Origin of the sequence: Nonomuraea sp. NPDC050790, from assembly GCF_044456745.1 — a bacterium.
In the GTDB taxonomy this organism is placed as follows: domain Bacteria; phylum Actinomycetota; class Actinomycetes; order Streptosporangiales; family Streptosporangiaceae; genus Nonomuraea.
Genome location: NZ_JBITGF010000005.1, coordinates 111466 through 130325, shown reverse-complemented (window position 1 = coordinate 130325; position 18860 = coordinate 111466). Strand labels below are relative to the sequence as shown.

General features: G+C 73.2%; 20 protein-coding genes. 8 read left to right on the top strand and 12 right to left on the bottom strand.

Annotated elements, in window-relative coordinates; translation table 11 throughout:
- Positions 1–72: 72 nt before the first annotated feature.
- From ACIBEJ_RS25895 to ACIBEJ_RS25885, 3 genes are read left to right on the top strand one after another with little or no spacing between them, the layout of a single operon-like run.
- Positions 73–648: a hypothetical protein gene (locus ACIBEJ_RS25895; RefSeq protein ID WP_397185405.1), complete on the top strand. Its 576-nt coding sequence runs from the start codon at positions 73–75 to the stop codon at positions 646–648.
- Between the two features lie 46 nt (positions 649–694).
- On the top strand, positions 695–1489 hold the full coding sequence (locus ACIBEJ_RS25890) for a cyclase family protein (protein ID WP_397185404.1): 795 nt from the start codon (positions 695–697) through the stop codon (positions 1487–1489).
- A complete protein-coding gene (locus ACIBEJ_RS25885) occupies positions 1486–3666 on the top strand; it encodes a thiamine pyrophosphate-binding protein (RefSeq protein ID WP_397185403.1) in 2181 nt (726 codons plus the stop codon). Before ACIBEJ_RS25890 ends, ACIBEJ_RS25885 begins: the two co-directional genes overlap by 4 nt.
- Here the strand turns inward: ACIBEJ_RS25885 and ACIBEJ_RS25880 are convergent.
- From ACIBEJ_RS25880 to dhaK, 4 genes are read right to left on the bottom strand one after another with little or no spacing between them, the layout of a single operon-like run.
- Positions 3663–4025 carry a PTS-dependent dihydroxyacetone kinase phosphotransferase subunit DhaM gene (locus tag ACIBEJ_RS25880; protein ID WP_397185402.1) on the bottom strand — a complete coding sequence of 121 codons (363 nt, stop codon included), beginning with the start codon at positions 4023–4025 and terminating at the stop codon, positions 3663–3665. The genes ACIBEJ_RS25885 and ACIBEJ_RS25880 overlap by 4 nt on opposite strands.
- Positions 4026–4036: 11 nt before the next feature.
- Positions 4037–4198, bottom strand: coding sequence for a hypothetical protein (locus ACIBEJ_RS25875; RefSeq protein ID WP_397185401.1), 162 nt, complete (start codon positions 4196–4198; stop codon positions 4037–4039).
- Complete coding sequence (gene dhaL / locus ACIBEJ_RS25870; RefSeq protein WP_397185400.1) at positions 4198–4809, bottom strand: dihydroxyacetone kinase subunit DhaL; 612 nt, start codon at positions 4807–4809, stop codon at positions 4198–4200. Before dhaL ends, ACIBEJ_RS25875 begins: the two co-directional genes overlap by 1 nt.
- Positions 4809–5789 carry a dihydroxyacetone kinase subunit DhaK gene (gene dhaK / locus ACIBEJ_RS25865; protein WP_397185399.1) on the bottom strand — a complete coding sequence of 327 codons (981 nt, stop codon included), beginning with the start codon at positions 5787–5789 and terminating at the stop codon, positions 4809–4811. The genes dhaL and dhaK overlap by 1 nt, the downstream gene beginning before the upstream one ends.
- A gap of 55 nt (positions 5790–5844) precedes the next feature.
- Between dhaK and ACIBEJ_RS25860 the strand changes: the two genes are divergently transcribed.
- Both ACIBEJ_RS25860 and ACIBEJ_RS25855 read left to right on the top strand, forming a co-directional pair.
- A complete protein-coding gene (locus tag ACIBEJ_RS25860) occupies positions 5845–7029 on the top strand; it encodes a cytochrome P450 (protein ID WP_397185398.1) in 1185 nt (394 codons plus the stop codon).
- A complete protein-coding gene (locus tag ACIBEJ_RS25855) occupies positions 7022–7768 on the top strand; it encodes a lysophospholipid acyltransferase family protein (RefSeq protein WP_397185397.1) in 747 nt (248 codons plus the stop codon). Before ACIBEJ_RS25860 ends, ACIBEJ_RS25855 begins: the two co-directional genes overlap by 8 nt.
- Here ACIBEJ_RS25855 and ACIBEJ_RS25850 read toward each other — a convergent pair whose 3' ends face one another.
- The 4 genes from ACIBEJ_RS25850 to ACIBEJ_RS25835 all read right to left on the bottom strand — a co-directional run bounded on the left by ACIBEJ_RS25850 (position 7769) and on the right by ACIBEJ_RS25835 (position 11188).
- A complete protein-coding gene (locus ACIBEJ_RS25850; RefSeq protein WP_397185396.1) occupies positions 7769–8113 on the bottom strand; it encodes a VOC family protein in 345 nt (114 codons plus the stop codon).
- 50 nt (positions 8114–8163) lie between these two features.
- Entirely contained in the window at positions 8164–8862 is a 699-nt protein-coding gene (locus tag ACIBEJ_RS25845; RefSeq protein ID WP_397185395.1) for an RraA family protein, read from the bottom strand.
- 32 nt (positions 8863–8894) lie between these two features.
- Positions 8895–9701, bottom strand: coding sequence for a serine/threonine-protein kinase (locus ACIBEJ_RS25840; RefSeq protein ID WP_184961070.1), 807 nt, complete (start codon positions 9699–9701; stop codon positions 8895–8897).
- 179 nt (positions 9702–9880) lie between these two features.
- On the bottom strand, positions 9881–11188 hold the full coding sequence (locus ACIBEJ_RS25835) for an MFS transporter (RefSeq protein ID WP_397185394.1): 1308 nt from the start codon (positions 11186–11188) through the stop codon (positions 9881–9883).
- Between the two features lie 112 nt (positions 11189–11300).
- Between ACIBEJ_RS25835 and ACIBEJ_RS25830 the strand changes: the two genes are divergently transcribed.
- Positions 11301–11840: a winged helix-turn-helix domain-containing protein gene (locus tag ACIBEJ_RS25830; protein WP_397185393.1), complete on the top strand. Its 540-nt coding sequence runs from the start codon at positions 11301–11303 to the stop codon at positions 11838–11840.
- Between the two features lie 38 nt (positions 11841–11878).
- Positions 11879–12490, top strand: a complete 612-nt coding sequence (locus ACIBEJ_RS25825; protein WP_397185392.1) for an AAA family ATPase — start codon at positions 11879–11881, stop codon at positions 12488–12490.
- A gap of 168 nt (positions 12491–12658) precedes the next feature.
- Here ACIBEJ_RS25825 and ACIBEJ_RS25820 read toward each other — a convergent pair whose 3' ends face one another.
- The 3 genes from ACIBEJ_RS25820 to ACIBEJ_RS25810 all read right to left on the bottom strand — a co-directional run bounded on the left by ACIBEJ_RS25820 (position 12659) and on the right by ACIBEJ_RS25810 (position 16116).
- The gene (locus ACIBEJ_RS25820; protein ID WP_397185391.1) at positions 12659–13324 is read right to left on the bottom strand and encodes a class I SAM-dependent methyltransferase; all 666 of its coding nucleotides are present in this window, start codon (positions 13322–13324) and stop codon (positions 12659–12661) included.
- 100 nt (positions 13325–13424) lie between these two features.
- A complete protein-coding gene (locus ACIBEJ_RS25815; RefSeq protein ID WP_397185390.1) occupies positions 13425–14897 on the bottom strand; it encodes a M81 family metallopeptidase in 1473 nt (490 codons plus the stop codon).
- On the bottom strand, positions 14890–16116 hold the full coding sequence (locus ACIBEJ_RS25810) for an alpha-L-fucosidase (protein WP_397185389.1): 1227 nt from the start codon (positions 16114–16116) through the stop codon (positions 14890–14892). The genes ACIBEJ_RS25815 and ACIBEJ_RS25810 overlap by 8 nt, the downstream gene beginning before the upstream one ends.
- A gap of 118 nt (positions 16117–16234) precedes the next feature.
- Between ACIBEJ_RS25810 and ACIBEJ_RS25805 the strand changes: the two genes are divergently transcribed.
- Positions 16235–17515 carry a UDP-glucose dehydrogenase family protein gene (locus ACIBEJ_RS25805; RefSeq protein WP_397185388.1) on the top strand — a complete coding sequence of 427 codons (1281 nt, stop codon included), beginning with the start codon at positions 16235–16237 and terminating at the stop codon, positions 17513–17515.
- 29 nt (positions 17516–17544) lie between these two features.
- Here the strand turns inward: ACIBEJ_RS25805 and ACIBEJ_RS25800 are convergent, their stop codons facing one another.
- Positions 17545–18855 carry an FAD-dependent oxidoreductase gene (locus tag ACIBEJ_RS25800; RefSeq protein ID WP_397185387.1) on the bottom strand — a complete coding sequence of 437 codons (1311 nt, stop codon included), beginning with the start codon at positions 18853–18855 and terminating at the stop codon, positions 17545–17547.
- Positions 18856–18860: the final 5 nt, after the last annotated feature.

Here is an 18860-nt window from a genome sequence, read left to right as displayed (position 1 = left end):
AATCCGCACCTGCGAAGTTGTCGCAATAAGGGGGGTTGTTATGGGATAGGTGAGGCGTGGGAGTCTTGTCCGGTGACGTACGGGCCTCCCGAACCACCGCGCGCGACCAGCAGTCCGTCGGTGATCCTGCTCGTGGCCGGGCTGACGGCCGCGCTGGGGTTCCTGATCGGGTACTTCGCCGGGCTCGGTGAGGGGGAGCCGGTCACCTCGCCGGGGCCGACGGTGTCGGTCACGATGGACGAGCCGCTGCCCGACGAGAGCGCTCCGCCCTCCGAGGACCTGCCTTCTGATCCGCCTTCCGGCCTGCCGTCCGGGGTGCCCTCTTCGCTGCCGTCCGGCCTGCCCTCCGGGTCGCCTTCCGGGCTGCCCTCGGCGTTGCCGTCCGGGTTGCCGTCGTCGTTGCCGTCCGGGCTCGCGGGCGGGAACAGGACGCTGGCCGTACCGCAGGAGATGCAGCCCGGCACCTACCGCACCACCGGCCCCGCGCCCGGCCAGAGCGCCTGCTATTGGGCCCGGCTCAAGGGGCTCGGCGGGATCGGCGACGTGCTCGCCGCCGACATGGTCACCGGCCCCGCCACCGTCACGATCCAGCCGGCCGACAAGGCGTTCCAGACCGGCGGCTGCGCCGCCTGGGTCAGGGCATCCTGAACCCCCGGCAGGGGAATCAACAACCAAACGTCCCGAGGAGGATGCCATGTCCGTACTGCGCAGCCTGGTGGAGTCCATCCGCAGCGGCGCGATCGAGGTCGTCGACCTGACCGCGCCCCTGTCGTCGGAGACGCCGATTCTGCAACTGCCCGAGCCGTTCGGGAACACCATCCCGTTCCGGCTGGAGGAGATCAGCCGCTACGACGACCGTGGCCCCGCGTGGTACTGGAACGACATCCACACCGGAGAGCACACCGGAACCCACTTCGACGCCCCCGTCCACTGGGTGAGCGGGCGCGACGGGCACGACGTCGCCCAGGTGCCGACCGGCCACCTGCTCGCGCCCGCCGTCGTCCTCGACGTGGCCGCCGAGGCCGAGAAGGACCCCGACTTCCTGCTGCGGGTCGAGCACGTCCAGGAGTGGGAACGGGCCAACGGGGCGCTGCCGGAGGGCGGCTGGCTGCTGTACCGCACCGGCTGGGACGCGCGCTCCCACGACCAGGCCGCCTTCCTCAACGCCGACGAGACGGGTCCGCACAGCCCCGGCATCTCGGTCGAGTGCGCGCGCTGGCTGGCCGAGCAGACGCCCATCCTCGGCGTCGGCGTCGAGACCGTCGGCACCGACGCCGGTGCCGCCCACTCCTTCGACCCGCCCTTCCCCTGCCACTCCTTCCTCCTCGGTGCCGGCAAGTACGGCCTCACCCAGCTCCGCAACCTCGACCGCCTGCCCGTCACCGGCGCCGTCGTCCTGGCCCCGCCGCTGCCGATCACCGGCGGCTCCGGCAGCCCCGTGCGCGTGCTGGCGCTGGTCGAGCAAGGCGCCTCCGAGGCCGCGCGGTGATCGTCGCGGAGGCCGTCGGGCGGCTGCTGGCCGCCGCGGGGGTGGACACCGCGTTCGGGGTGGTCGGCAGCGGCAACTTCCACCTCACCAATGCCCTGGTACGGCACGGCGCCCGCTTCGTCGCCGCCCGGCACGAGGGCGGCGCCGCCACCATGGCCGACGCCTACGCCCGGATGAGCGGCAGGGCGGCCGTCCTCACCGTCCACCAGGGCCCCGGCCTCACCAACGCGATGACCGGCATCGCCGAGGCCGCCAAGAGCCGCACACCCCTGCTCGTCCTGGCCGCCGACGTCACCGACCCGCACTCCAACTTCCACCTCGACCAGGCGGCGCTGGCCAGGGCGGTGGGGGCGGTGCCGATGCGGCTGGGCCGGGCTGAGGACGCGCTGGAGGCGCTGCGAGTGGCCCGCGACCACCGCCGCACCGTCCTCCTGAGCCTGCCTCTGGACATCCAGTCCACCCCCGCCAGGCCCACCCCCGACCCCCTCACCCCACCGAACCCTGACACCTTTCCCCCCGACCCGGCCACACCCGCGTCCGCCCCCGTCACGCCCGCGTCTGCCGCATCCACGCCGTCGTCCGCCTCTGCCCGGCCTGGATCTGCGTCCGCCCCCGTCACGCCCGCGTCTGCCGCATCCACGCCGTCGTCCGCCTCTGCCCGGCCTGGGCCTGCGTCCGCCCCCGTCACGCCTGCATCCGCTGCGGCTACCCCGAGCGCGCCGTCGTCTACCCCGGCCACGCCTGAGCTGGGCGCGTCTCCGTCCTATCTCGGCGCGTCTTCGTCGCCTCCCGGGACGCCTGCGTATGCGGTCGAACCGGCAAGGTTTCCGCTCGACCCTGGTCTGCCCGGTCGTTCCGGGGTTCAGGAGGCGGGTCCTGTGGCGCTTCCGGCGACGCGGGAGGCGGGGCTGGGGGTGCTGGCGCGGGTGCTGGGGGAGGCGCGGCGGCCGGTGTTCGTGGCCGGTCGGGGCGCCCGGCACGCCAGGCGGGAACTGGAGGACCTGGCCGACCTGACCGGCGCCCTGCTCGCCACCTCCGCCGTGGCCAAGGGCCTGTTCCGCGGCAGCCCCTGGGATCTGGACGTCAGCGGCGGCTTCAGCACCCCGCTGACCGCCGAGCTCATCCAGGGCGCTGACCTCGTGGTCGCCTGGGGGTGCGCGCTCAACATGTGGACCACCCGCCATGGCACCCTGATCAGCCCCGGCACCCGCGTGGCCCAGATCGACCTGGAACACCCGGTCGCCGCCCGGCACGTCCCGGTGGACCTGCCGGTGACCGGAGACGTCGCCCGGGTAGCCGCCGCCGTCGCCGAACTCCTGCCCACGCCACAGGAAATCCCGCCCTCCGAGTACGGCTCGCCTGCCGGGCACCTCCCGCCCGACGAGCCTGGTCCGTACGACGGGTCTGGTCCGTCCGGCGGGCATGGGCCGTACGACGGGCCTGGTCCGTCCCGCGGACATGGGCCGCACGACGAGCCTGGTCCGCCCGACGAGCCTGGTCCGCACGACGGGTACCGTTCGCGCTCCGGGTATCGGTCGGCCGAGCTGGCGCGGCGGATCGCGGCGGAGGGGAGGTGGCGGGCGGTGCCGTACGAGGACGAGACGGGGGAGGGGCGCATCGACCCGCGGACGCTCAGCATCGCCCTGGACGACATCCTCCCGGCCGAACGCCTCATAGCCACAGATTCCGGAAATTTCATGGGATACCCGGCCATGTGGATGGATGTCCCGGACGAGGGTGGCTTCTGCTTCACCCAGGCCTTCCAGTCCATCGGGCTCGGGCTGGCCACGGCCATCGGCGCCGCGCTGGCCAGGCCCGACCGGCTGCCCGTCGCCGCCCTCGGGGACGGCGGCGCGCTCATGGGCATCTCGGAGCTCGAGACCGTGGCCCGCCTCGGCCTGCCCATGGTGATCGTGGTCTACGACGACGAGGCGTACGGCGCGGAGGTCCACCACTTCACCGGCCACCCGCACGACACCGTGACCTTCCCGCCCACCGACCTGGCGGCCGTCGCACGGGCGCTCGGCCTGGACGCCGTCACCGTCACCGAGCCCGCCGACCTGCGGGCCGTGTCCGCCTGGCTGGACGGACCCAGGGACCGCGCGATCCTCGTCCACGCCAAGGTCACGAGGGAACGGCCGTCCTGGTGGCTGGAGGAGGCGTTCAGGGGCCACTAGCCCTTGCGGAACGTCCGCGCCTCTTCGGCCGCGGCCAGCACCTGCGCCAGCGGCGCCCCCGCGCCCGAGGTGACGGCCGCGGCCACCGCGCCCTCCACGAACGGCACGTCCGCCAGCACCACCCGCCCGGGATCCACCAGCAGCCGCGCGGTCAGCACCGAACTGCCCAGATCCGGGATGAGCAGCACCCCGTCCCCCTGCTGCACCGCGCCGACGGCCGCCTCGATCAGGTCGAAGCTGGTCCCGAGCCCGCCGCCGTCGGCCCCGCCCGCCGCCGCGATCGGCACCTGCTCACCCGCGATCCCCCGCGCCAGCGCCACCGCCTCGGCCGCGAGACCGGCACTATGCGATACCAGCACGATCCCCACCATCACGCCTCCCCGCCCGGCACGTTCTCCACGGTCAGACCCTCTCCGCCCGGCACGTTCTCCACGATCAGGCCCTCTCCGCCCGGCACGTTCTCCACGATCAGGCCCTCTCCGCCCGGCACGTTCTCCACGATCAGGCCCTCTCCGCGGACGCCGCCCGGCATCAGCCCTCCACCGCCGTCACAAGGGCGGCGACGATCAGCGCGGAGGAGGCCGCGCCCGGATCCTCGTGTCCCGCGCTGCGCTCGCCCAGGTAGCTCGCCCGCCCCTTGCGCGCCACCAGCGGCACCGTCGCCCACGCCCCCTCACCGGCCGCGCGCGCCGCCCGCTCGAACGCCTCCCTGGCCTGCGCCCCCTCCCGTACGGCTTCCGCCAGCGCCCTGGCCGCGGGCAGGAGCGCGTCGAGCATCGTCTTGTCCCCCTCGGCCGCCTTCCCGAGCCGAGCCACCTCCGACACCCCCGCCTGGAAGGCCGCCGCGAACTCGGACAGCGTGAACGACTCCCCGAGCGCCCCGCCCATGGCCCGCAGGAACGACCCGTAGAGCGGCCCGGACGCGCCCCCGACCTTCCTGATCAGCGTCATCCCCGCCACGCCCAGCGGCCGCCCGGCGGCGCCGGAGTCGAGCGCCTGCCGTACCTCGGTGAAGCCGCGGTCGAGGTTGGCGCCGTGGTCGGCGTCGCCGATCGCGGCGTCCAGGTCGGTCAGCCGCTCGCGCCCGGCCGCGACCGCCCGCGCGGCGGCCTGCAGCCACGCCGAGCAGAACGCGTCGTCCATCAGCGCCCCCATCGCAGGCCCGGCGTCTCGACCGGCGCGTCCCACAGCCGGGCCAGCTCGTCGTCCAGCCGGCACACGGTGACCGAAAAGCCCTGCATGTCCAGGCTGGTCACGTAGTTGCCGACCAGTGAGCGCGCCACCCGCGCGCCCTTCGCCCGCACGTACGCCTCCACCTCGGCGAAGACCACGTACAGCTCGATCAGCGGCGTCCCGCCCATACCGTTGACCATGACGAGCAGGTCGCCGTAGAGGGGCAGGTCGCCGTGGACGGCGTCCATCGCGACCTCGGCCAGCTCGCGGGCGGTGGCGTGCGGGGCCCGGCGGCGGCCTGGCTCGCCGTGGATGCCGATGCCCAGTTCCACCTGGTCCTCGGGCAGGTCGAACGTGGGCTTGCCGGCCGCGGGCGTCGTGCCCGAGCTCAGCGCGATGCCGAACGAGCGGCTGCGCCCGTCCACCTCGGCCGCCACCCGGGCCACCTGGGCCAGCGGCGCGCCCTCCTCGGCCAGCGCCCCGGCCATCTTCTCCACGAACAACGTGGCGCCGGTGCCGCGGCGGCCGGCGGTGTAGAGCGAGTCCTGGACGGCCACGTCGTCGTCGACCAGCACGCCGGTCACCTCGACGCCCTCGGTCAGGTCGGCGGCCAGCTCGAAGTTGAGGGTGTCGCCGGTGTAGTTCTTGACGATGTGCAGGACGCCGGCGCCGCCGTCGACGGCCCGCGTGGCGGCGATGATCTGGTCGGGCACCGGTGAGGTGAAGATCTCTCCCGGACAGGCTGCGTCGAGCATGCCGTACCCGACGAAGCCGGCGTGCAGGGGCTCGTGCCCGGAGCCGCCGCCGGAGACCAGCCCGACCTTGCCCGCGCGCGGCCCCGACGCCCGGTAGACGACCTGGCCGGCCACCCGGAGGGACGGGTGCGCCGCGGCCATGCCCTTCAGCGCGTCGCCGACCACGTCGGCGGGCGAATTGATGAGCTTCTTCATGGTCACCAACTAATGCCCGTTCTCACCGGAGAGCAAGCGGAATAGCGTGGTCTGAGTGGAGCCTGTCTACAGCCCTTACGATCCCGCGATCATCGACGACCCGTTCCCCGTCTACGCCAGGATGCGCCGGGAGGCGCCGCTCTACCGCAACGAGGACCTCGGCTTCTGGGCGCTGTCGCGGCACGCCGACGTCGCCGCGGCGCTGCCCGACAGCGACCTGTACTCCAGCGACCACGGACCCATGATCGATCCCGGCGCGTGGGGGCCCAAGGCGCGGACCTACCTGTCGTTCGTCGCCATGGACCCGCCCGACCACACCCGCATGCGGGCCATCGTCGCCCGCGGCTTCACCCAGCGCCGCGTCGCCGCCCTCGAACCCATGGTCAGGCGCATGGCCCGCGACTACGTCGCCGCCGCGGCGGAGATGGGCACGTTCGACTTCGCCGCCGAGCTGTCGGCCCGCCTGCCGCTCGACGTCATCTCCGAGCTCATCGGCGTGCCGCCCTCCGACCGGGCCGAGATCCGCGGACGCTCCAACGCCCTGCTCCGCTACGACCCCAACGGCCGGATGGGCGAGGAAGGGCTCAAGAGCGTCGTCGGGCTCGGCGACTACTACGCCGCGATCATCGCCGAGCGCAGGAAGACGCCGCGCGACGACCTCGTCTCCGTCCTGGCCGGCGACGACGGGCTGGACGACGGGGAGATCGTCGCGTTCCTCATGCTGCTCATCGGGGCGGGCGCGGAGACCACCACCCACCTGCTCAACGCCGCATGGTTCCACGCCTGGCGCCACCCCGCCCAGCGCGCGGCGGCGTTCGCGGGCGCGATCACGGAATGGACCGCGGAGACGCTGCGCTACGACACCCCCGCGCACGGCATCGCCCGCCGCCTCACGCGCGAGACCGAGCTGTACGGCAGGCGGCTGCCACCCGGATCCAAGATCTGGCTCCTCATCGGCTCCGCCAACCGCGACGAGGACGCCTTCCCCGACGCCGACGCCTACGACCTGACCCGCGACACCTCCCGCGCGATCAGCTTCGGCGCCGGCCGCCACCACTGCCTCGGCGCCGCCCTGGCCAGGCTCGAAGCCCGTGTCACGCTGGAGGAACTCGTCAGAGCCGTGGAGCCGGACTACGACGTGGACCCGTCGGGAATCCGGCGCGTCCGTCACGGGAACGTCCGCGGAATGGTCGCCCTCCCGACCACCGTCCAACCTAGGCTACGGTTCGGGCATGGCTGAGATCGTGTACCCGCCGGTGATCGCCCTGGCGCGGACCCTCTTCAAGGTGATGGACTACCGCTTCCACATGGAGGGGACCGAGCACGTGCCGAGGACCGGCGGCGCGGTTCTGGTCAGCAACCACATCAGCTATCTCGACTTCATCTTCGCCGGGTTCGGGGCGCTGCCGTCCAAGCGGCTGGTGCGTTTCATGGCCAAGCAGGACGTCTTCGATCACAAGGTCTCCGGGCCGTTGATGCGCGGCATGAAGCACATCCCGGTGGACCGAGGAGCGGGCGCGGGCAGCTATGCCACGGCGCTGCGCATGTTGAAGGCGGGCGAGGTGGTCGGCGTCTTCGCCGAGGCCACGATCAGCCGCTCGTTCACCGTCAAGGAGATCAAGAACGGCGCCATCCGGATGGCGCAGGCCACCAACGTGCCCCTGATCCCCGTCGCCCTCTGGGGCAGCCAGCGGCTGTGGACCAAGGGCCGCTCCAAGCAGCTCACCCAGCGGCACGTGCCCATCACCATCCTGGTGGGGGAGCCGATGCACCCCAAGCGCGGCGAGAACGTCAACGAGCACACCGCCACGCTGCAGACCCGGCTGTCGGAGCTGGTCGACCGGGCGCAGCGCACGTACCCGGAGATCCCGCAGGGCGTCTGGTGGCAGCCCGCGCACCTCGGCGGCACCGCGCCCACCCCCGAGGAGGCGGCGGCCATGGACGCCGAGGAGGCCGAGCTGCGCGCCAAGAAGGACTGATCACGGGCTGACGAGGCAGAACTCGTTGCCCTCGGGATCGGCCATCGTCTGGAAGGCGCCCACCGCGTCCACCTGGAGCTCGCCCACCGCGCGCCCGCCCAGCGCGAGCACCGCCCGCGCCGCCTCGGCGGGGGAGGCGACCGACAGGTCCAGGTGGAGGCGGTTCTTGACCGCCTTGCCCTCGGGGACGCGCTGGAAGGCCAGGCGCAGGCCGTCCGGGGGATCGACCGACGACCAGCCCGGGTCGCGGTGCACGGGCTCCCCGCCGAGCACGGCGGCCCAGAAGGCGGCCAGGCGGGCCGGATCCGCGCAGTCGAGGACGAGCTGGCTCTGGCGGGCGATCACGCCGCACACCCTACCCGAGGCGGATCTTCCGGGCGCCCGGTGGGTGAGGCTCACTCCTCGATGGCGCCGCCCACCGCGCGCAGGTACTCGCGGAAGGTGAGGCCGGGGGCGGCCCGCCGCGCCGTCAGGTAGTCGCCGAAGCGGAGCTGCTCGCGCAGGGAGCGCCCGCCGCGGATGCGCTCGGCCTGGGCGCGCTCGGCGTCCCTGATGCCCTCCGCCAGGGCGATCACCTCGGCGGCGCGGGCCGCGGGGACGAACAACACCCCGTCCTCGTCGCCCGCCACCAGATCGTCGCGGCCCACGGTCCAGGCGCCGACCCGGGCGCTCTCAAGGGCGTCGGCGGGCCGCTCGTCCAGCCGCAGCGGCCCGGTCGGCAGCGCGCCCATGCTGAACACCGGCAGCCCGATCGCCCTGATGTCCGCGCTGTCGCGGTGCAGCCCCCAGATGACCACCCCGGCCACACCGGCCGCCCGTGCCTCCAGCACCGCCAGGTCGCCCACGCACGCCTCGTCCTCGCGCCCGCCGTTGTCGACCACGAGGACGTCGCCCGGCTCGGCCGACTCGTACGCCTCCAGGAAGACGTCCACGCTGCCGACGTGCCTGGCCGGGAGGACGCGGCCGATCACCCGGGAGCCGGGGACGACGGCCTGGACGGCCGTGGGCGCGCAGCGGACCTCGACTCCGGCCCGGATGCAGCCGTCGGCCAGGTGCGCGGTGGTCAGGGTCGCGAATCGCTCAAGATCCCGCATGCCCCGACTCTACGTCCGGAGGCCGCCCTCGCTCAGATGGCGGCCTGAAAGGTGCTCGCCCTGACTCCGGCCAGCAGGCCGGCCGTGTGCTCGTTGGTGAAGCGGCGGGCCGGGTCGTGGTGCAGGAGGCCCTCCAGCAGCGGGCGCAGGATTCCGGCGCGGCGCGGGGTGGGGAAGCTGCCGGTGCGGGCCATGGCGAGGACGGTGGCGGCGTCCTGGCCCGGGTAGGGCGGCTGGCCCTCCAGGGCGCTGTACAGGGTCGCGCCGAAGGACCACATGTCGGCCTCCTTGGTGGCGGCACCGCCGTACAGGCGCTCGGGCGCCATGAACGCGGGGGTGCCGCGCAGGCGGCGGGAGGTCGTGGTGCGGATGTCGCCCTCGGCCGTCGCGATGCCGAAGTCGGTGAGCACCACGCGGTCGCCGGTGAGCATCACGTTGGCCGGCTTGATGTCGCGGTGCAGGACGCCCGCCTGGTGCGCGGTGCGCAGGGCGGCGAGCAGGTGCTGGCCGATCGCGGCGACGCTCTGGGCGGGCAGGGTGCCGACCTGGGAGAGGAGCTGGTGCAGGGACAGGCCGTCGAGGTACTCCATGACGATCCAGAGCTTGCCGCTCTTCTCGATCAGGTCGTGGACCGTGACGATGTTGGGGTGCGTCAGTCCGGCGGCCATGCGGGCTTCCCGCAGCACTCGCCTGCGCACCACCTCGGCCTCACCGGCCAGCGTCAGCTCCTTGAGGGCAACCTCTCGATGGAGGAGCTGATCGAAGGCCCGCCAGACGACTCCCATACCCCCACGACCGGCCTCCTCGCTGAGGAGGTACCGTCCGCCGATCTCCCGCATGCCATCCCCTCGTTGTCCGGGGCAATCATGTCATCTCAGCGCAAGCCATAGGGTACCTAACGTGATCTGGTTATGTCGGGAATAGTCAAGCTCCTGCTCAACCCCCAGGAAATTCGATGAGGGCGGGGATGGCGGCGAGCGTGGCGGGCACGTGCCGTGACCAGGATCGTGGTGCTTTGTCAGGATCGCTCCGGGGTGAAGGCGGGGATGGAGCGGGAGATCAGGGCGACCCCCGAAAGACAGACGGCCACCGAGGCGAACAGGACCGAGGTCACGCCCCACGCCTCGCCCACCAGACCGGCGACGCCCGCCCCGATCGGCATGCCGCCCATGCCGATCAGCCGGTAGGCGGAGTTGACCCGGCCGAGCAGGCCCTCGGGGATGATCCGCTGGCGGGTCGAGATGACGATCACGTTGGACCAGGTGTTGGTGGCGCCCCAGAGCACGGCCACGGGGAACAGCACGGCCGGATGCGGCGCCAGCACGGGCGCCACCAGGAGCACGCTGCTGAGCAGCCAGGAACCCACCAGCGTGCGTCCCTCGCCGCCCCACCCGATCACCCGGTCGCCCACGAACGACCCGCCGGCCGCGCCGGCCGCGAAGGCCGTCATCATCAGCCCGTACGCCGCGGGTGACAGCTCCATCCGCGACCCCGGCCCGACCACCCACAGCACGAACACGGCGAAGTAGGCGGCGTTGCCCACATTCAGCAACCCGCTGGCCACCGCCAGCCGCCGCAGGAACCGGTGCGCCCACAGGTAGCGCAGGCCCTCGCCGATGTCCCCTGCCAGACTCCGCCGGTACGGCTCCGCCGCGTCGCCCGCCCCGGCTGTTCCGGTCCCGGAGGCGGGCACGTGGGAGGCGGGGACGGTGGCCGCGCCGGCGTGTGGCGCGGGCGACCGCTGGGGGACGGGCGCCGCCGGGGCGGGGCGGTAGGCGCCTCGCATGCCCAGCAGGAGGAGCCCGGCGGCGCCGTACAGGAGGCCGGGGGCGCCGAGGATGGCAGGCGGGAGGATCGCGACCAGGACGCCCGCCAGCGGCGACCCGATGAAGTCGTTGCCGATCGTCTGCGCGCCCACGATGCGGCCGTTCGCCCAGGCCAGGCGGTCGGAGGGGACCGTCATCGGCAGGATCGACTGGGCGGAGGTGTCGGCGAAGACCTCGGCCGTCCCGGACAGCAGCACGGCGCCCAGCAGGATCCACAGGGTCAGCGAGCCCGACCAGGCGAAGGCGGCGACGGCCACCAGCAGGGCGGCGCGGAAGGCGTTGGCGAGGACCATGATGCGCCGCCGGTCCTGGCGGTCGGCCACGGCGCCGGCCGGAAGCGCGAGCAGGAGCCACGGCAGCGTGGTGGCCACGCCCGCCAGCGCGACCTCGGCCGGCGAGCGGGTCAGGGTGACGGCGAGCAGGGGCGTGCCCACCTTCAGCACGCCGTCGGCGAGGTTGGACAGCGCCGACGACGACCACAGAAATCTGAACGCACGCATCCCGGCTCCGCTAGTGTGTAAGGAAAACTGTGCATGTGTTTCTTTGCAAAGATAGGTTTGCACACAGATGGCCGGCAAGCGGTTTTCCAAGAGAACCCTCGATGTGAACGCCATGAAGTCGTTCGCTCACCCCCTGCGACTGCGGCTGTACGAGCTGCTGGAGGAGCACGGCCCCTCCACCGCCACCCAGCTCTCCGGCCACGTCGGCGAGAACACCGGCTCGACCAGCTACCACCTGCGCGAGCTGGCCAAGCACGGGATGATCGAGGTGGCCGAGGGCATGGGCAGGGGCAAGGAGAAGTACTGGCGCGTGACCCCGGGCGGCTTCGGCTACGGCTCGCCGGACGACGCCAGCGACAGCGAGGCGCTCGGCGCCATCCAGGTCCTCCTGCGCGATCTGGTACGGCAGCGCGGCGCCGAACTGGAGCGCTGGCTGGCCGAGGAGGCCGACACCCCGAGGGAATGGGTGGAGGCCAGCGGCCTGGCCCGCCGTTCCCTGAGGCTGACCACCGAGGAGAGCATCGCCATGCGCGATGCCGTCATGGAGGTGATCGAGCCCTACCGCACGCTGTCGGACGCCAGAGGGCCCGACCACCCCGGCACCGCCCGGGTCATCGTCCACTTCGACGTGTTCCCCGCGGGGGCCAGGTAGGCTGAGCGCCGACAGCCATGTCATAACGGGAGGGCCGCGTGGAATCCGACGAGGCTCTCCGATATCCGCCCGGATCGCTCGTGGTGTTCACCGGGCTGCCGGGCGCCGGCAAGAGCACGCTGCTGACCCGCCTCTACGGTCTGACCGGCGACGAGAGCGAGCCCGTGGCCGCCGGCCGGGTCAGGGTGATCGACTCGCGCCAGTCGCGCAACCGGTGGGCGGGGCGGCTGGTGTGGGCGCCCAAGCCGGTGCGCACGTTCGTCGTCTACGTGGGGCACGTCACGCGGATCGGGCGCGAACTGGCCGCCGGGCACGCCGTCGTCGCCCACAACCGGGGCGCGTGGCCGCATGTTCTGCACGGGTTCGCGTGGCTGGCCAGGCGGCGCGGCCGGCCGTTCCACCTGATCCTGCTGGACGTGGAGCCGCGTACGGCGCTGGCGGGGCAGCACGCGCGCGGCCGGGTGGTGCCCGCCGCGACGTTCGACCGGCACAGCCGCCGCTGGCGGCGGCTGGTGGCCCAGGTGCGCGGCGGTTCGCCGGGACCGGCGGCCAGCGCGACGATCCTGGACCGCGCCGCCGCGGACGCCCTGCGCGCCCTGGTGTTCGACGACATGACCGCGGTCGGCGCCCCCCACGGGCCCGTCGAGTAGATCCGCGGCATCCCGCCCGAGCCGGTCCCCGGCGAGCAGCGTCTCGGCGAGCATCTCGGCGCTCTGCCGGTCGCCGGACGTGTCCGGCGCCTGGCCGGCATCACGCCGATGAGCCCGCTGTCGTCATCGGGAGATCAGGCGGGTTGATCGCGCGGATGTTTCGCCCGCTCAGGGCCGTTCGGGGGTCAGGACGGCGGCGCCGAGGACGTGGCTGACGTGCTGGAAGGTGAAGCGGTCGAGGTGTTCGAGCGCGAAGCCCGCCGCCTGGATCGCCGCCACCGGGTCGCGGCCGGGCCGGCAGCCGCCGCTGGCCCGCGCCCACAGCGGGCCGACCAGCGACTCGGTCATGGCCACGACGGGGTTGGCCGAGCGGACGTGCTCGTAGAAGCGCAACCTGCCGCCGGGGCGCAGGATCCGCCTGGCCTCGGCGAGCGTGCGCTCCAGGGACGCGCAGCAGCACAGCGAGAGCGCGTGGACCACCGCGTCGCAGGAGGCGTCCTCCATCGGCGCCTTCGCCGGGTGGCCGCCGACGATGCTGACCTCGGCGGGCACCCCGCCCGCCACCCCCTCCGCCGCGGCCCGCAGGAACGGGTCCGGCTCGACCAGGACGATCTCCCGGACCTGCGGGGGATAGCAGGCGAGCTTGACCCCGTCACCGGCGCCGAACTCGACCACCCGGCCGGTCAGCCCGGCCGTCAGGCGTTCGCGCTGGGGGGTGGGGCGGAAGGTGGGGCCGCGGCCGGTGCAGACCGGGCGCGGGTGGTGGAACTGCTCCATGCCACGGCCGATGGCGGTTCTGCCATCAGGGGGACGATCAGAGGCGACAGCCGTCATGTCTCCACTATCGGCCTCGGCCGCCGCGAGCGGGGCGATGCCCATGAAATCCCCATGCCGCGACCGCCGATCCTGACGCCTCCTTGACGGCCCCCGGAGCTCAGCCGGGGCGGCGGAGCAGCACGGGGGTGAGGTCGGGGGCGGGCAGGTCCGGGTCGAGGGGATGGATGGGGCGGGTCAGGCGGCTGTAGGGGAGGGCGGCGAGGTCCTGGCTCACGCCGCCCCGCGTCAGGGCGAGGACCGAGCCGGCGGCGGCGCGGTGCAGGTCGGGCTCCAGGTAGCCGATCTTGACGGCGGTCAGGTCGTGCCGTCCCGGGTCGAGGTCCAGGTCGAGGAGGTCCCTGATGAAGTGGTACGGCTTGCGCCGCGTGGTCAGCACCGCGTGCACGCCGCCGGAGCGGACCACGGCCAGGTCGCCGCCCACCGGGTCGGCGGGCCGTACCGCGTGGACCGTGCCCTGGAGCGGCACCGGCGGCTCGCCGGAGAAGACGCCGCCCACCCGCACGCTCACCCGGCCGCCCACCCCGGCGGCGAGGCACGCGGCCACGGCGGCGGGGTCCACGCAGGAGGCCCAGATCGCGCTCCTGCCGCCGCTCGTCAGCGCCGGGGTGGACAGCAGGTCGGCCAGGAAGTGCGCCGCGTCACCCGAGCCGCCCGCGGTGGGGTTGTCGCCGGAGTCGCTGACGAAGAACGGGCGGCGGTCCGAGGCCAGGGCGTGCTCGACGGCGGCGCGGGGCGGCAGGGCGGGCATGGCGAAGGCGAAGTCGTCGCGGGCCCGCCACAGGGCGCCGGCCAGTTCCGTCGCGGCGGCGCGCACCGCGGCGGGGGAGGTGCCGGTGGCCAGGACGTTGACGCTGGAGCGCGGGGCGTCGGCCCAGGCGTAGCCGATCCAGATCGAGGCGTCCAGGACGCCGGGGCGCCGCTCGATCTGCTCCAGCCGGGCGTAGATCGTGGCGGCCGGGTCGAGGCGGGTGCTGGTGCGCTCGCCGGGCAGCAGTAGCGGCAGCCGTACCCAGGCGCGGACCACGTCCAGATTCTCGGCCAGCGCGCGGACGAGCAGGCGGCAGGCGCGCTCGCGGGTCTCCTCCACGTCCACGTGCGGCGCGGTGCGGTAGGCGGTGGGCAGGTCGACCAGTTCGGCGAAGCGGCGCGAGACCTGGCCGTGCAGGTCCATGGAGGCGGCCAGCGGCGGGCCGGGGCCGACGACGTCCCTGATCGCGGCGGCGAGCCCGGCCTCGGCGTCGTCGCGGCCCTCGACGTGCATCGCGCCGTGCAGGTCGAGATAGACCCCGTCGAACGGCCCCGCCGCCCGCAGCCCGGCGAGGATCTCGGCTTCGAGCCGCTCGTACGCCTCCCGCGTGACCCGGCCGCCCGGCAACGCCCGCGCCACCAGGATCGGGACGAACTCCACCCGGACCCCCGCCACCTCCTCCGGCCAGAGCCCCGAGTCCTGACAGAGAAACGGATAACGCGAAAAATCGCGATAAAGGATGAAATCTTGGTAGGTGGTGCGGTGTGCGCTGAACGTGCTCGACTCCGTGCCGATCCCGCAGACCGCGACGCGCCTAATCACGGGTGTGGTCACGGTAGACCTCCAGCTCGCCGTCCAGCCGGACCTCCAGCACTGTGCACAGCGGATCGAGGTCGGCGTCGGACAGGTAGACGTACTCCCAGCCCGGCACCTCGTGCAGCCCGCCGAACCGCTCGTGCCGCAGCTCCCCGGCGCCGCCCAGCACCCGCACCGACGTCACCTTGTTGCGCACCCCGCGCAGCACCACGAACTCGTTGGGCCGGTCGAACACGAACAGGTACAACGTCCGCCGGTCCGCCGATACCGTGCTGGCCCCGTTGAAGTGGCCGGGCGGCAGCCCGCGTCCCGTCGGGTAGACCGCCTCGGCCCTCGGCGCGATCCACGCGCCCAGCTCCCGCAGCCGCGCGGCCTGCTCGTCGGTGATCGTCCCGTCCGCCCGGGGTCCCACGTCGAGCAGCAGGTTGCCGCCGCCGCCGATGGTCTCCGCGAAGATCCGCACGAGCTGCCGCACCGACTTGTGGTTGGTGTCGTGCCCCTGGAATCCCCAGGAGTCGTTGATCGTCAGGCACAGCTCCCACGGACCGGCCGGAGGCTCGATCGGCACGCCCTGCTCGGGCGTGGAGTAGTCGCCGTAGCCCTGCATCCGCCCGTTGATCACCACCTCCGGCTGCCGGGCGAGCAGTTCCCCGTGCAGCTCGGCCATCCGCCAGGTCGCCGCGTCGCGTTCCCAGTCGCCGTCGAACCACAGCAGGTCGGGCGCGTAACGCTCCTGGAGCTCGCGCAACTGCCCCCGGTGGAAGGCCAGGAACCGCTCCCACGCGGCCGGGTCCTCCTCGCCTGGCACCGGGTAGGCGAAGCGGTTGTCGCCGGCGCCCACGCTCGCGTAGTCGGGGTGCGACCAGTCCAGGTGCGAGAAGTACAGCCCGGCGCGCAGCCCGCGCTCGCGCATCGCGCTCACGTACTCGCCGACGAGGTCGCGTCCGGTACGCAAGTGCGACCACTCCGTCGGCCAGAGCGCGAACCCGTCGTGGTGCTTGGCGGTCAGCACCGCGTACCGGGCGCCCGCCGCGGCGAACAGATCCGACCACTGCCGGGCGTCGAACCGGGTGGCGGTGAACCTGTCCACCTGCTTCATGTAGTCGTCGTAGCCGACCCGCCCGTCGAAGAACGACCACGACTCGGCCACTCCGTCGACGGCGTAGACGCCCCAGTGGACGAAGATCCCCAGTTTGGCCTGAGGGAACCACGACTGCATCGCCATAACCGGAAATATCACCTTTCATCGGATGTCTGTGGCCCCACTATAGAGAAGGGCTCACCCCGATTTCCGCAGCCCGGCCTCGTTCGGGCACTCTTGCGGAGGAAGAGGTGAGGAAGAGATGCGAAAGATCGCAGTTTTCGGGGCCGGTTACATCGGCCTGGTGACCGCCGCGTGCCTGGCCGAGCTCGGGCACACCGTCGCGGTCCGCGACATCCAGGAGGAGCGCATCCGCCTCCTGAACGCCGGGCGGGTGCCGATCTACGAGCCCGGCCTGGCCGAGCTCATCGCGGGCAACGCCGCCCGTCTCACCTTCACGCTGAGCGCCGAGGAGGCCCTCAGCGGCACCGAGATCGTCTACGTCTGCGTGGACACCCCGCCGACCGCCGCGGGCGACGCCGACCTGTCGCGCGTCTGGTCGGTGGTCGAGACGCTGAAGGGCGCCGAGCACCTGAAGGCCGTCGTGGTGAAGAGCACCGTGCCGGTGGGCACCGGCGCCCGGGTGCGGGCGGTGCTCGACGAGAGCGGCCTGGCCCACGTCGGCTACGCCGCCAACCCCGAGTTCACCGCGGAGGGCCAGGCGGTGGCCGACTTCATGCGCCCCGACCGGGTCGTCGTCGGCGCCTCGGACGAGGCCGTGGCCCGCCTCGTCGCCGGCCTGCACGAGGGCGTGGACGGGCCGGTCGAGGTGATGGACGTGGCCTCGGCCGAGATGGTCAAGCTGGCCAGCAACGCCATGCTCATGACCAGGATCAGCTTCATGAACGAGATCGCCGTGCTGTGCGAGCTGACCGGCGCGGACGTGGAGCAGGTCTCCAAGGCGGTCGGCCTCGACCACCGGATCGGCCCGCACTTCCTGCGCGCCGGGATCGGCTGGGGCGGGAGCTGCTTCCCGAAGGACTCCGAGGCGCTGAAGCAACTGGCCAGCAACACCGGCCACCACCCTCAGCTCCTGAACGCCGTCATCGAAGTGAACAACATGCAGAAACGGCGGGCCATCCAGAAGCTGAAGGACGCGCTGGGCGGCCTCGGCGGCACCAGGATCGCGGTGCTCGGCATGACGTTCAAGCCGGGCACCGACGACATGCGCGAGGCGCCGAGCACCGTGCTGGCCGCGCGGCTGCTGGCCGAAGGGGCCAAGGTGACGTGCTGGGATCCGCTGGCGCCCGACGGGCAGCCCGAGCCCTGGGCGTCAGCCGTACGGCATGGCAGCCCGCAGGAGGCGCTGGCGGGCGCCGACGCGGCGATCCTCGCGACCGCCTGGCCCGAACTGCGCCAGGTGCCGTGGGCCGAGGTCCGCGACACCATGCGCAGGCCGGTGCTGTTCGACGGCCGCAACCACCTCGACCCTGCCGAGATGCGCGCCCTCGGCTTCACCTACATGAGCGTCGGACGCCCCTGAGGCTCATGAGTGCCGGACGGCTCTGAGGCTCATGGGCGCCGGACGGCTCTGACCGCCAGGGCCGCCGCCCCCAGGGCTCCCAGCGCGCCCAGGGCGGCGAGCGCGCCTAGGGCCTGCTGCTGGCGGCGGACCCTGCGGCGCACCCGCGCGTACGGGACGGTCGAGAAGGAGATCAGCTCGTAGCGCGAGACGTAGCGGCCGGGCAGCGCCTCCTGCAAAGCGTGCTCGGCCCGCCTGGCCAGGCGGTAGAGCGGCGAGGCGACCTTGTCGCGCATCTCGACGAAGTTCGCCAGCGCCATCTCCGCGATGGCCTCGGTGTCGGCCCGCCGCCGCCGCTCGAACTCCGGCAGCGCCAGGGCCCAGTCGTCGCCGGTCTCGTCCAGGACCCGGTCCAGCACCACGACGTCCTCGAACGCGCAGTTGGCGCCCTGGCCGTAGAAGGGCACGATCGCGTGCGCCGCGTCCCCGATGAGCCCCACGCGCCCGCCCGCCTGCCACGGTACGGCCCGCACCGTCCCCAGCCGCCCGACGGGGTTGGCCGCGAAGTCCGCCACCAGATCGGGGATCAGCGGGACCGCGTCGGGATAGACCGCGGAGAAGTGCCGCAGGATCGCCTCCGGCGAGTCGAGCGCGGCGAAGTCCTCATCCGGCCAGAACAGCGTGCAGGTGAACGACCGGTCCGGGTTCGGCAGCGCGATCATCATGGAGGTGCCGCGCGGCCAGATGTGCAGCGCGCCCGGGTCCATCGCGAACTCGCCGCCGCGCGCCGGGATCGTCAGCTCCTTGTACCCGTGGCCGAGGAAGTCGGTGCGCTCGCGCAGCCCGGCGCGCTCGGCCAGCCGCGCCCGTACGGCGGAGCCCGCCCCGTCCGCGCCGAGCACCACGGCCGCCTTCTCCTCCTGCCCGCCTGCGAAGCGCATGGTCGCGGTGGCCGGGTCCAGGCCGGTGAGCCGGTGCTCGAAGCGGACCTCGGCGTGCCGTTCGGCGGCGTCCAGCAGGGCCGCGTTGAGCCGCGCCCGGCTGATCGAGTTGATCGAGCGCAGCCCGTCGGAGCTGTAGAGCTGCAGGTCAAGCTCACCCCGAACCGGGTGGATCAGCCGCCCGCGCATGGGCAGCGCCTCGGCCATGACCTGCTCCTCCAGGCCGATGCCGCGCAGCGCCGACAGCCCGCGCTCCGACAGCGCCAGGTTGATGGACCGGCCGCGCTCGGCGCCCGCGGCGCGCGGGTCGGGCCGCCGCTCGTAGAGGGTGACCCGGTGCCCGCGCCTGGCCAGGTAGCAGGCGAGCAGGCAGCCGGCGAGCCCGGCGCCGACGATCGCGACCTCTGGGGAAGCTGCCACGGGAG